Annotated in this window: 9 protein-coding genes; 4 read left to right on the plus strand and 5 right to left on the minus strand. The window is 56.2% G+C overall.

Annotated elements, in window-relative coordinates:
• Positions 1 to 121: 121 nt before the first annotated feature.
• The 3 genes from CUU80_RS01660 to CUU80_RS01670 all read right to left on the minus strand — a co-directional run bounded on the left by CUU80_RS01660 (position 122) and on the right by CUU80_RS01670 (position 2,049).
• A complete protein-coding gene (locus CUU80_RS01660) occupies positions 122 to 646 on the minus strand; it encodes a peroxiredoxin (RefSeq protein WP_100495644.1) in 525 nt (174 codons plus the stop codon).
• A gap of 21 nt (positions 647 to 667) precedes the next feature.
• Positions 668 to 1,228 (minus strand): YczE/YyaS/YitT family protein, encoded by a 561-nt coding sequence (locus CUU80_RS01665; RefSeq protein WP_133119380.1) that lies wholly within the window; start codon positions 1,226 to 1,228, stop codon positions 668 to 670.
• A gap of 209 nt (positions 1,229 to 1,437) precedes the next feature.
• Entirely contained in the window at positions 1,438 to 2,049 is a 612-nt protein-coding gene (locus CUU80_RS01670) for a TetR/AcrR family transcriptional regulator (protein ID WP_100495646.1), read from the minus strand.
• Positions 2,050 to 2,262: 213 nt separating this feature from the next.
• On the opposite strand from CUU80_RS01670, the gene CUU80_RS01675 reads away from it, so the two are divergent.
• Together CUU80_RS01675 and CUU80_RS01680 are read left to right on the plus strand one after the other, a co-directional pair.
• Positions 2,263 to 2,964: an ABC transporter ATP-binding protein gene (locus tag CUU80_RS01675; RefSeq protein ID WP_100495647.1), complete on the plus strand. Its 702-nt coding sequence runs from the start codon at positions 2,263 to 2,265 to the stop codon at positions 2,962 to 2,964.
• Between the two features lie 2 nt (positions 2,965 to 2,966).
• Positions 2,967 to 6,365 (plus strand): ABC transporter permease, encoded by a 3,399-nt coding sequence (locus tag CUU80_RS01680; RefSeq protein WP_243388592.1) that lies wholly within the window; start codon positions 2,967 to 2,969, stop codon positions 6,363 to 6,365.
• 366 nt (positions 6,366 to 6,731) lie between these two features.
• Here the strand turns inward: CUU80_RS01680 and CUU80_RS11075 are convergent, their stop codons facing one another.
• Both CUU80_RS11075 and CUU80_RS11080 read right to left on the minus strand, forming a co-directional pair.
• On the minus strand, positions 6,732 to 6,857 hold the full coding sequence (locus CUU80_RS11075) for a hypothetical protein (RefSeq protein ID WP_277348143.1): 126 nt from the start codon (positions 6,855 to 6,857) through the stop codon (positions 6,732 to 6,734).
• Positions 6,858 to 6,969: 112 nt separating this feature from the next.
• Positions 6,970 to 7,098 (minus strand): hypothetical protein, encoded by a 129-nt coding sequence (locus tag CUU80_RS11080; protein WP_277348144.1) that lies wholly within the window; start codon positions 7,096 to 7,098, stop codon positions 6,970 to 6,972.
• A gap of 399 nt (positions 7,099 to 7,497) precedes the next feature.
• On the opposite strand from CUU80_RS11080, the gene CUU80_RS01685 reads away from it, so the two are divergent.
• Both CUU80_RS01685 and gltB read left to right on the plus strand, forming a co-directional pair.
• Positions 7,498 to 8,532, plus strand: coding sequence for a LacI family DNA-binding transcriptional regulator (locus CUU80_RS01685; protein ID WP_100495648.1), 1,035 nt, complete (start codon positions 7,498 to 7,500; stop codon positions 8,530 to 8,532).
• Between the two features lie 438 nt (positions 8,533 to 8,970).
• Positions 8,971 to 13,542: a glutamate synthase large subunit gene (gene gltB, locus CUU80_RS01695; protein WP_100495649.1), complete on the plus strand. Its 4,572-nt coding sequence runs from the start codon at positions 8,971 to 8,973 to the stop codon at positions 13,540 to 13,542.

Genomic DNA, 13,542 nt, shown 5'->3' on the forward strand with positions numbered 1-13,542 from the left:
GGACAATTCGTTTGTATGTTCGCGCAGGGTTCGTCAGTTGCTTCACATCGTGAAACGGTTTCGTGTTGAATTTCAGCACGTTTGCTATCGCACCAAACGGAAAGTAAATGATCGGCTTGTCTCAGCCCAGTTTCTTCAGCAACGACTCCACATGTCCCTTGGCGCGCACATTGTAGCGGGCAAGTTCAATGGTTCCATTGGTGTCAATCGTGAATGTGGAACGCAATACTCCTACGTGCGTCTTGCCGTAGAGTTTTTTCTCGCCATAGGCGGCATAGAGCTTATGAACGGTCAGATCTGGGTCGGAAAGCAGCGGGAACGAGAGATGATCGCGCTCGCGGAACTTCTGCAACTTCGCAATCGGATCCTTGGAAACGCCGAGCACCGTATATCCCAGTGCGCCAAGCCGCGCCATATTGTCGCGGAAATCGCAGGCTTCCGTGGTGCAACCGGGTGTCATAGCCGCTGGATAGAAGTAGAGAATTACGCTCTTACCTTGTGTGGTAAGCGAGGAAAGTGTGATTGTTGCTTCGCTGCCATCGGGATTGACTGCGGGCAGCGTGAAGTCCGGTGCCTGTGTTCCCTCGTTCAGTCGTGCTGGCAGTTCGGTATCTGTTTGAACTTCAGTAGTGGTCATGTTTCCCATCGTAATCACGATTGCCCCCGTTTAATCAGCGGTGTTCGCAGCTGCTGAAGTCTGTACGCCCTTCTGGTTGTTTGGTTCGACGGGGGAGACGAAACGAACATGGCGGTTGAAGAAGTTCACAATCAGCCCGGTGATGGCCGCGGCGATAATCGTGCCGATGCCGAGCTCGTTAAGCCGACCGAAGAAGATGAACGAGAGTACGCTGGCGATGACGATCAGCGAGATGTCGAAGCAGACTTTGACCGTGCCGAAACGCACTTTGGTCACCATCGAAAACGCGCGCACAATGCCTTCACCGGGCACCATGATGAGTTTTGGGGCCACTTCCATGCAGATGCCGAATGCCAGCAGTGTGGTGCCCAACAACAATCCGATGCCACGAAGCCACCAAGAATCGGGGGAGAACCAGTTCAGCAGCAGCATGCTTACGTCGAGCGTTGCGGCGAACCAGAACGTAACCGCTAATTGCAGGTATTGTACGGCGTGGAAGTCACGGCGCAGCAAGATGACCTCGATAAGCACAAATATCGCATTCATCACAAACGTGGTGATGCCGAAGCTGCCCCGTTTGGTCCCTGCCAACAGCCGTTGGCAGTCCCGCGCGGTGACGAGTGAATTGCTGCGTAATGCAATGCGACGTATGGGTCGATGTTGACCCGAATTGAGCGTTGACTGGGATGAGGTTTGCAAGCATTCGGAGGAGTGGCGGATATGGAAGAGGCATGTCTCATTCGCAAGAGACGCCTCTTCCCCCCATATGACTTGCAATGGATAATAGATAGGTTACCGCTTCACCACAACACGTCAATCGGCGCGGTGGTTTTGTTGGTTTCAATGATGTGGCAGATCTGCTCAGGGGTTTCATTGCAGCCGCGGCGAATCCACAGCCAGATGATCGAGGAGACGGCGGAGACGAGGATTTCCATCGCATAATCGGCGGGAATACCGTTGTAATCATGCTTTGGCTCCTCGCCGAAACGCTTGGCCTGCGCCACAATCAGCTGCTTCAACACGTTCTTCAGGCGATCATACAGTTGCATGTCGGTGCCTGAACGGGAGATGGCGTTGAAGAAGGCGTAGTCATTCTTAACGTAATGCAGCGCTTTGGCTATGGCTTCTTCCTTGAACGCATCGCAAATCGCCTTGCCGTCGGTGGTGATGGTCTGCCCGTTATCATCCGAATTCTCCACAAGAATCTCAGTCAGATCGTCAATGGTGTCGTCGATGAGCTGCTGGCGAAGGTCGAACTTATCGATGTAATGCATATAGAATGTGCCGCGATTGATACCGGCAGCGCGGGCGATGTCGCTCACGGTCATGGCATCGAATCCTTTGGATTGCATCAGCGAAGTAAACGCCGCCTTGATTTTCGCCTCGGTTTTGGTATTGCGCTTACCTGCCATATCTGCCTCCGTTCTTGATTCGTATTCTGTCTAACTGTGTTGTGCAATCATTGATTCTATCAACACGTTGTCCGATTAGCGTGCGGAATCGGCAATATTGCCTGAAGTGTTCAATTTAGACAGTTCGTCCAATTGTGGTTATTGACCGACTGTTCTTCGCGAAATTACGATGCAGGAAATAAATCAACACGTTGTTTAATCAAGGATATTTTCATGGCATACATCGAAATGGTTCATAGCTTCAAGCGGTATCAAACCGGCAGCACCACCATCACCGCCAATAACGATGTCAGTTTCGGCATTGAACAAGGCGAGTTGGCTATCATCCTCGGTGCATCCGGTGCCGGCAAATCCACCGTGCTCAACATTCTGGGCGGCATGGACACCAACTCCGAAGGTCAGGTGATCATTGACGGCAATGACATCTCCAACTACAACGCCCATCAACTCACCGACTATCGCCGGTACGACATCGGCTTCGTCTTCCAGTTCTACAATCTCGTGGCCAACCTGACCGCCAAAGAGAATGTGGAACTCGCCTCCGAAATCGTCAAAGATGCACAGGACCCAGTGCAGACACTGATTGACGTCGGGCTCAAAGACCGCATCGATAATTTCCCCGCTCAGCTTTCCGGTGGCGAACAGCAGCGCGTGGCCATCGCCCGAGCTGTGGCCAAGAATCCCAAAATCCTTCTGTGTGACGAGCCGACCGGCGCACTCGACTACAACACCGGCAAACAAGTGCTGCAGATCCTGCAAGACCAAAGCCGTAAGAAAGGCGCCACCGTGGTCATCGTGACCCACAACTCAGCCATCGCACCGATAGCGGACCGCGTCATTCATATGCACGATGCGCGCGTCAAATCCATCGAAATCAATGAACATCCGATGGATATCAAGGATCTGGAGTGGTAAATATGACTGATTTCAACGATTTCCTGGTGGCCGACGAAACCGATGCTCGACAGTCATCGGCTCGTCGCAGCCATAAACGAAGCATGACATCACGCACTGGAATGCTACGCAAACACATGCTGTGGAAGGACATCTTCGCGACCCTCAACAAATCCAAGGGCCGGTTCCTGTCTATCGTGAGCCTGATGTTGCTCGGCTCGTTCGCACTCGTAGGACTGTTCGTCACCGGACCGAACATGCGCATCACCGGCACCGATTACTACCGCGACAATCATCTGGCGGATATCACTGTTGTCAGCGACTACGGTCTGACCGATGAGGATACGCGCATCATTCGAAATACCTCGGGCGTCAAATCCGCGGAATTCGGCTACTTCAAAGATGTGACCATCAAGAACAGCAACCATAGCCTGCGCGTCTACTCCAATCCGAAAACCATCTCCACGTTTGACGTGGAGGAAGGTCGATTGCCAAGCAAAGCGAACGAAATCGCCTTGGACCGCACCGAGCGGAACAAGTACGCCATCGGCAGCACCATCACCTTGAGCGAGCAGCCGGATATCGCGGGGGACAAGGTCCTGAAGCGCAGCCGATACACGGTGGTGGGATTCGTGAATTCCACCGAGGGGCTATCGAATGTAAACCTCGGCCAATCCACGGCAGGCACCGGCGAACTCGACGGTTACGCAGTGGTGACGGATGCCGCTTTCGATTCCAAGGTGAAGATGATCGGCCGCGTGACCTTCAAGGACACGCAGAACGTCGATTACTGGACCGGCGAATACCGCGATCTCGTACAGGCGCATAAGGACACCTTGACCAATCGCCTTGCCGATCAGCCCAAGGCCCGTGAGGAATCCATCAAAAACGAACGCCGTGAGCAGATTGACAAGGCGCAATCCCAAGTCGATGCAGCCAAGCAGCAGTTGAGCGATGCGCAGACACAGCTGGACGATGCCAAAGCCCAGATTGAATCAGGCAAAGATCAACTCGCCGATGGTAGCGTACAAGCAGTTGATCAAGCGTCATCTGCACTGGCAGAACTTTCCGGTGCAAGCGCGCAAATCGCTTCCGCAGGCTCGCAGCTGACTGCGGCGCAAACCAAGTTGGCGTCAGGCGGCCAGCAGCTGAGCCAGGGACAAGGCCAACTTGACGTGGCTTGGCAGCAGCTGTCAGACGCCAAAGCGCAATTGGATATGGCCCGCACGGCGTTGGATGCTTCCAAAACAGTACTGGACAAAACCGGTGCGACGCTGCAATCCTGGGCTGATACGGGGCTTACCGGCAACGCATACGACAGCGTGAAGGCACAGTACGACAAGGCATTGCAGGCATACAACGATGCGGCAAAGCAATACAACAGCAAGCTCGGTGAATACAACACCGCATTACAGCAGTGGAACTCCAGTGCCTCGGCTCTCAAACAGGGCAGTGAGGAATATCAGCAGAATGCGGCCGCCATTGCGGATGCCGGCAATCAACTGGCCAACAAACAGGCCGAATTAGGCGCAGCAGTATCCAGTGCTCCGGCCAGCGTATCAGCAGGAGCCAGCCAGCTGATCGAAGGCAGTCGGAGTATCGAACAAGCAGAGGAGGAATACAACCAGAAACTGCAGGAATTCAACGATGCCAAGCCGGCCGCCGAAAAGAAAATCAAGCAGGCCGAGCACGATATCGCACTGGCCCGCGAAAAGGTGGATACACTCGAAGTTCCCGTATATTCAATAGACGGGCGCCGAGAGGGATTGACTTCGGAAGGTTACCGAGTCTACGAGATCATAGCGAATATCGTGGAAAAACTGGCGATGATTTTCCCGGTGTTCCTGTACTTTGTGGCTGCTCTCGTGACTTTCACCACGATGGGCCGCATGGTGGATGAGGAGCGCACCAACTCCGGTACATTGAAGGCCTTGGGCTACGGCAATCAGGACATTCTGAAGAAGTTCGTATTCTACGGGTTCACCGCCTCCACCATCGGCACGATTCTGGGCGTGCTGCTCGGCCACACCTTGCTGCCGATGATCGTCTACCATGCGTACAGTGACGGGTTCACCGTGCCGCGCATCGCGCTGGTATTCCATCCGGTTGTGACCGCGATGGCGTTCCTGCTCGCTTGGGTGAGTGCCGTGGTACCGGCCGTACTCGCCGCATATCGTGAACTTCGGGAGAAGCCAGCGGCACTGCTGCTGCCGAAGCCGCCGGCCAAAGGTTCGAAGATCTTCCTGGAGCGCATCAAGCCGCTATGGAATCGGCTGAACTTCACGCGCAAAGTCACCGCACGCAATCTGTTCCGCTACAAGACCCGAGGACTCATGACCATTGTCGGCGTGGCCGGAGCCGTAGCACTGCTCACGGCAGGACTTGGTGTGCAAGCCTCCATCGGGCAGATCGGCGAGCGGCAGTTCGACGAAATCATCCACTACGACCTCATCGTGGCCGAACGCAGCGATAACAACGAGGAACAGAACAAGACGGTGGCCGATTCCATGAAACGGTCGGCTGTCGATTCCTCCACGCCAATTCGTTACGAGGAACTCACCAAAACCGCCGGCAAGGAGCATGACAAGCAGAGCATCACCTTGTTGGTCACTGATGATACCTACAACTTCGGCGATTACCTGACGCTGCGTTCGCGCGTCGGCCGCAATCCACAGGTGCTCACCGACCGCGGAGCAATCATCTCTGAACGCATGGCGGACATGCTGAACGCCAAGGTGGGGGATACCATCACCGTAACTGACAGCAATGGTGTTGATCGTCGTGTGCGCGTCGACGGCATCTCCGAAATGTATATCGGCCATTTCATGGTGATGAGCTCGGGCGAATACGAGCATGTGTTCCATAAGGATTACCAGTCGAATGCATATATGGTGAAGCTCACAGACAACAGCATAGAGAACGCTGAGCGTCAAGGCGCGAAGTTCATGAAAGTGGACGGTGTTAGGTCAGTGGTGCAGAACACCACGATGAAGAACCAGGTGGCCACCATCGTGAACTCGCTCAATCAGATCATGGAGGTGCTGATTCTGGTGGCGGCATTGCTTGCCATCGTGATCCTCTACAACCTCACCAACCTGAACGTCTCCGAACGAATCCGCGAGCTCTCAACCATTAAGGTGCTCGGCTTCCACTCGAACGAGACCACGATGTACATCTACCGCGAAACCATCGTGTTGTCTGTGATAGGCGTGCTTGCCGGCTATGGGTTTGGTGCCGGGCTTCATCGGTACATTATCAACGAAGTGCCGCCGGACGAAGTCATGTTCGACCCGGCGCTTGGCTGGTCTGCATGTGTGGCACCCGCTGTGCTTGTTGCTGCAGTGCTAGGTGCGCTTGGCGTGGTTGTCTATCGGCAGCTGCGTGACGTGGACATGCTTGCCGCCCTCAAATCGGTGGAATAATCGCGACGAATTATTACTGGTAGATGTGGCGTAACAACGAACTATTCCGATCTTTGGGACCACTCCAGTTGTTGCGCCACATATATTGAATGTCGTGACTGTTGCCATGATGACGATACATAACTAATACCTAGGTTGGCGCGCACGATGACAGGCACGATGACGAACATGACGGTGTGGATAGAGATGGTATGTAGGAAAGAAGAATGAAGCGGACGCCGTTGTCCGATTATTCATTGCATCGGCTACGAGCCGATTGTTGAATTATCGAATCTTCAGTTGTGTGACCTCTGTGCATTGATTACAAGGCCAAAAGAAACGTTACAATCATACGTTTCTGCTGTTAGACAGCGGTGGGCTGAATACTCAGCGAGCGGACTCGTTGTCCTTGAGAATGTCGTTCAGCATCTTGCCGTTGGACATACCGTGCTGAATCATCGTGTTGGCGCCGAGGGTAGCGAGACCGCGAATCATGGAATCCTTGAAAGACATGGGTGCTTCCTTACTCTAATGGTGTTTATATGTGGGGCTTTCGCCCTTTTGGTTAGTGGTGGCGCAAGCCATCCAGTCAGGCTTTGATGTCAATCAGCCTTGGTGAAATAGTTCAGCGAGCGGTCTTAGTGACGTCGTTGAGAATGTCGGCGATCATCTGGTTGTTGGACGGGCCAGACTGAGCCATGGAGTTAACGCCGTACATTGCCAGACCGCGCAGCATGGAATCCTTGAAAGACATGATTTTTCCTTTCGTATGTCCGAAGTAAGGCTTCGGTTTATTTGTTGTTTTCGTTGGCCTCATTTCTGAAACCGGTTTCAGAATAGCGTGGCCTGCGGTCTAGGTCAAGTGGGGGACGAGTTTCGGCGTTTCTTAGTTATATTGCGGGAAATGAGGAGTTATCTATATCGAACCGGTTTGAGAAAAAATACTATCTAATGAATATTAGATTCATTGACGAAGCGATGTGAGCCGGGGCATGCCGGATACTTCGTGTCCTGTTCCCGTCCTGTTCCTATTCTGAGAACGGCATATGGATGTCGCGGGAGCAAAGCTTTATATAGTGTCCGACCCGGGATCGTTAGCCATGGAAATAATTAGTGCAGTAAAAATGGCTGCTGGCCAGGGAATGGGGAAACAATGACACGGGGTGCGAAGCGGGATCGTCCGGTGATTAAAGATGTCGCACGCCTTGCTGGGGTTTCCGCTCCTACGGTTTCCCGATATCTTAACGGTACGGTCAACGTTACCGAAGAGAAACGGCGTCGTATCGCGGAAGCTATCAAGGAACTCGGTTACGAGCCGAGCGTAGTGGCGAGGGCTTTGTCGAATCGTGAGATGGATGCTGTAATCGTGTTTGCCTCGAAGCCGGACATGTTTTCCACATCCGCTACCAACCATGGCGTGGAGGCGGCTGCACGCAAGCGTCGTTTCTTGACCAACATCGTCTCGTTGGATGAATCGGATATGAGTTCCGTCGAGGCTCGTGTACGTATGGGTTTGTCGGTTCGTCCTGCTGGCGTGATCGTCTACGAATATGGCTGGGCTGGCGTGGAGGCGCTCAAATGCCTGCCCCATGACATACCCACCGTGGTTGTCGGTGGAGGCTTCGGCGATGGTGACTATCAGATTATCAATGCCGAGCGTGATGGCGGTCGTTGGATGACCATGCATCTGCTGGACCTAGGACACGAAACTGTGTTCCATGTGGCTTGGGATCGGCAAGAGGGAGACAATTCCCGGACAAATGGTTGGCGTGATGCACTTGAAGAGCGCGGTATCGAAGTACCTGAACCGATTGTGGTACCGTCCGGTGATCTGAGAAAGGCAGTGTCAGCCGGTAAGGTTCTGGGAAGGCGTAAGGATGTGACTGCCGTGTTCGCCGCCAGCGACGAAATCGCCATCGCGGTGATGAAGGGGCTGCGGGAAGCCGGACGCCGTGTGCCGCAGGAAGTAAGCGTGGTGGGCTTCGATGGTATGAACTTCGACGTATTGTGGGAGCCGCCGCTGACGAGCTACACCCAGAACTTTCATGAGATGGGGGAGCGGGCGTTCCGTATGCTCTACGAGCAGGTACGCGCCAAACGTGCCGGGCATGAGCCGCCACAGCCTCAAGTCGAAGTCGTTCAAGGCAAGCCGTTGCTCCGTGCCTCTGATGCCGCGCCGTTCGTGTGACCGCAGCGTGCTGCGGCCCCGGTGCGGGCAGTATCCAGGCCGTATCTATTGTGTATTGATATCTGGTCGTGTTCCTTTGTATGTGCGCGCGGTTGACGGGTAGTGCGCGAACATACGATTATTGTTGCCACCTGATTCGTTTGTATGTGCGCGTAGGCCTCGTTATTTGCGCGAACATACAAACTCCGGTCTTTCCGCATGTGTAAATCCTGAGACATTGCGATCGAACTATGGGCGAATATGGATGGGGAAACGGCTACGACATGGCCGGTGCCTTGTTGATCGAAAAAAATGCGTAAAATTGACTCTTGACTTTTTCCGCAACTCGGTATATGGACAGCGAAACGTAAATGACATACCGCGACGCTACGCTGTCAACAGCAACTTAGAGGAAGAGGCACGTTGTGAGCGCGCCCATAACCAATTGAGGTGATTTCGGTGACATTCAAAGCCCCGCTTGATCTCACGGTCCATGCTCCGGACGGCATGTACGACCCCTCCAACGAGCATGACGCCTGTGGTGTGGGTATGGTCACCACTCTGAACAAGCGCCCTGAGCACAAGATCGTTAAAGACGCCATCGAGGTGTTGGTCAACCTCGATCATCGTGGTGCCGTGGGTGCCGAGGAGAACACTGGTGATGGTGCCGGCATTCTGATGAGCATGCCGGACGAGTTCATGCGTGCCACTGTGCCCGCGGAACTGCCGGAAGCTGGCCACTACGCCGCCGGCATCGCATTCCTCGACCGCGATATCGAAACTTCTGGTCAGCAGGAGCAGGCCATCGCCAAGATCGTGCGCGAGGAAGGTCTCGAAGTCCTCGCGTGGCGTGTGGTTCCCACCAACCCGGATGGCCTCGGTCTGCAGGCACTTGCCGCCATGCCGGGCTTCAAGACGCTGGTCATCGCCTCCGAAGACGGTTCCTTGGGCGGTGTGGAGCTTGACCGCAAGACCTTCCGCATCCGTAAGCGTGTAGAGCATGAGGTCGGCGTCTACTTCGCTTCCCTCTCCGCCCGTACCATCACGTACAAGGGCATGCTCACCACCATGCAGCTCACTCATTTCTTCCCGGATCTGGTTGATGAGCGCATGAAGGCCACGGTAGCTATCGTCCACTCCCGTTTCTCCACCAACACATTCCCGAGCTGGCCGCTGGCTCAGCCATTCCGTCTGTTGGCTCATAACGGCGAGATCAACACTATTCAGGGCAACCGCAACTGGCTGTCCGCCCGTGAAGGCCGCCTGAGCTCTGAACTGCTCGGCGAATTCAAGCCGTTGCTGCCGATCACCACCCCTGGCTACTCAGATTCCGGCACTTTCGACGAGTGCCTCGAACTGCTGCACCTCGCCGGACGCTCCCTGCCGCATGCCATCTGCATGATGCTGCCGCCGGCTTGGGAGAAGAACAACGATCTCGACCCGGACGTGCGCGCCTTCTACGAGTACAACAACACGTTGATCGAGCCGTGGGATGGTCCGGCGGACATCGTGTTCACCGACGGCACTCAGGTCGGTGCACTGCTTGACCGCAACGGTTTCCGTCCCGGTCGCTGGCAGCTCACCGATGACGGCTACATCGTGCTCGCCTCCGAAGCTGGTGTACTTCCCGAGACCGAGCAGGACCACATCGTGTCTAAGGGCCGTCTGGAGCCTGGCAAGATGTTCCTCGTGGACACTGCCGAAGGCCGCATCATCCCGGACGAGGAGATCAAGAAGAACCTCGCCGCCCAGCACCCCTACCGTAAGTGGGTCGAGGGTAATTCCGTGGAGCTCTCCGACCTGCCCAAGCGTGAACACGTGAGTCACTCCGGCCAGTCCGTGCAACGCCGCCAGCGCGCATTTGGTTATACTGAAGAGGATTTGAAGATACTTCTGGCTCCGATGGCCAATACCGGCAAAGAGCCGCTCGGATCCATGGGTAACGACACTCCGCTGCCGGCTCTTTCCAGTCGAAGCCGCATGCTGTTCGATTACTTCACTCAGAAGTTCGCACAGGTCACCAACCCTCCGCTGGATTGGGAGCGTGAGGAAATCGTTACCTCACTCGAATCCGCTATCGGCCCTGAGCCGAACCTGTTGGCTGATTCCGAGCTGCATGCCAAGAAGATTCTGATTCCGCTGCCTGTGGTCAATTCCGACGAGATGGCTCAGCTCAAGCGTCTCGACCGTGCCCGCATTCTGGGCGATTATTACCGTCCGTACGTGGTCAAGGGCCTCTATCAGGTAGCTGGTGGTGGCAAGGCGTTGAAGGAGCGCCTTGACGAGATCTTCGCTGAAATCGACGAAGCCATCGAAAACGGCAAGAACTTCATTGTGCTTTCCGATCGTGACTCCAACCACACGTGGGGTCCGATTCCGTCCCTGCTGCTGACCGCAGCCGTGCAGCATCACCTGCTGCGCCGTCACACCCGTACCCAGATTTCCATGGCCGTCGAGGCCGGCGATGTGCGCGAGATTCATCATGTGGCACTGCTCATCGCTTATGGCGCCGCCTGCGTGAACCCGTACTTGGCCTTCGAATCCGTGGAGAACCTGGCCCGCACCGGCTACCTCAAGGTGGACGAGCGCACCGCTGTGAAGAACCTCACCAAGGCTCTCTCCACCGGCGTACTCAAGATCATGTCCAAGATGGGCGTTTCCACCATCATGAGCTATCGTGGCGCACAGCTGTTCGAAGCCGTGGGCCTGAACCAAGAGGTTGTGGACGAGTACTTCACCGGCACCACCTCCCGTGTGGGAGGCGTCGGTCTGGATGAGATCGCCGAAGAAGTGGCTATCCGCCACCGTGTGGCCTATCCGAACCAGTGGACCGCAGCTCCTCACCGCAACCTCAGGACCGGCGGCGACTACAAGTGGCGTCGTACTGGTGAAGACCACTTGAACGATCCGGAAGCCATCTTCCTGCTTCAGCAATCCACCCAGCGTGGCGATTACCAGATGTTCAAGAAGTACTCGCATCACATCAACGACACTTCGAACCGACTCATGACCTTGCGCGGTCTGATGAAGTTCAAGAACACCCGCAAGCCCATCGACATCTCCGAAGTTGAGCCGGCCAGCGAAATCGTCAAGCGCTTCTCCACCGGTGCCATGAGCTATGGCTCCATCTCCCAGGAAGCTCACGAGACGCTCGCCCTTGCAATGAACTCCATTGGCGCACGCTCCAACTCCGGTGAAGGTGGCGAATCCGAGGATCGCATCAACGATCCGCAGCGTTACAGCCGCATCAAGCAGATCGCATCCGCTCGCTTCGGCGTCACTTCCGATTATCTGGTGCACGCCACCGATCTGCAGATCAAGCTCGCACAGGGCGCCAAGCCTGGCGAAGGTGGACACCTGCCGGGCGCCAAGGTCCCGCCGTGGATCGCTCACGTGCGTCACGCCACCCCGGGCGTGGAGCTCATCTCCCCGCCTCCGCACCACGACATCTACTCCATCGAGGATTTGAAGCAGCTGATCAACGATGCGAAGATGGCCAATCCGAAGGCCCGCATCCACGTCAAGCTCGTCTCCGAGTTCGGTGTGGGCACGATTGCCGCCGGTGTGGCCAAGTGCCATGCCGACGTGGTGCTGATCTCCGGCTACGACGGCGGTACGGGCGCAGCCCCGCTCAACGCCATCAAGCACGCCGGCACCCCGTGGGAGATCGGCCTGTCCGAAACCCAGCAGACGCTGATTCTGAACGGCCTGCGCTCCCGAATCGTCGTCCAGTGCGACGGCGAGCTCAAGACCGGCCGTGACGTGGTCATCGCAGCACTGCTCGGTGCCGAGGAATTCGGCTTCGCCACTGCTGCTCTGATCGTCGAAGGCTGCGTTATGATGCGCGCCTGCCAGAAGAACACCTGCCCTCAGGGCATCGCCACCCAGGATCCTGAGCTGCGCGCCCGCTTCCGCGGCAAGCCCGAGCACGTGGTCAACTTCTTCATGTTCATCGCAGAGGAAGTGCGCGAGATTCTGGCCGAGCTCGGCTTCAAGACCCTCGAAGAGGCCATCGGCCACGTCGAGTGCCTCGACCAGAACGAAGCCATCAAGCGTTGGAAGTCCGACGGCATCGATTTGAGCAACGTGTTGAAGCAGGCCGGCCCGGTCCCGGGCACCATCCTGCACCAGACCATCGAGCAGAACCATGAGCTCGAAAAGGCTCTGGACAACGAGCTCATCAAGCTCGCCGAGCCGGCGCTTGAACGCAAGGAGCCTGTGCGCATCGAAATGCCGATCCGCAACGTCAACCGTACGGTCGGCACGATGGTCGGCTACGAGATCACCCGCCGTTACGGCGAGGAAGGTCTGCCGGACGACACCATCGACATGACCCTGCACGGCTCCGGCGGCCAGTCCATCGGTGCCTTCATCCCGCGCGGCGAAACCCTGCGCATCTACGGCGAAGTCAACGATTACGCCGGCAAGGGTCTGTCCGGCGGTCGCATGATCGTCCGTGCCGAGGAAGGCGTCACCTTCGACAAGCACGAGAACGTCATCGCCGGCAACGTCACCGGTTTCGGTGCCACCTCCGGCCAGATGTTCGTGGCTGGTCGCGCAGGCGAACGCTTCGCCGTACGTAACTCCGGTGCCACGTTCGTGGTGGAAGGCGTGGGCGACCACGGTTGCGAATACATGACCGGCGGCACCGTTGTGGTGCTTGGCCCGACTGGACGCAACTTCGGTGCAGGCTTCTCCGGCGGCAACACCTACGTACTTGACCTCGACATGAAGAAGGTCAACCCGGGTGCCATCAAGTCCGGCAGCCTGCTGTTCAAGTCGCTGAACGCCGAAACCTCCAAGCTGGTGTACGACCTGATCAAGCAGCATGCCGAGGAGACTGGTTCCCAGTTCGCAGCGGCACTGCTTGAAGACTGGAACGAAACCGTCAAGCGTTTCACCCACGTTGTTCCGAAGCAGTACCTTGCTATGACCCGCGCCATGGAAGAAGCCAAGGCCAACAACATCGATTTCAACTCGCCCGGAGCCTGGGAGAAGGTTTACGAGCACGTCACGGAAGGAGTGCGCTGA

This window comes from Bifidobacterium scaligerum (assembly GCF_002802865.1).
GTDB classification, from domain to species: domain Bacteria; phylum Actinomycetota; class Actinomycetes; order Actinomycetales; family Bifidobacteriaceae; genus Bifidobacterium; species Bifidobacterium scaligerum.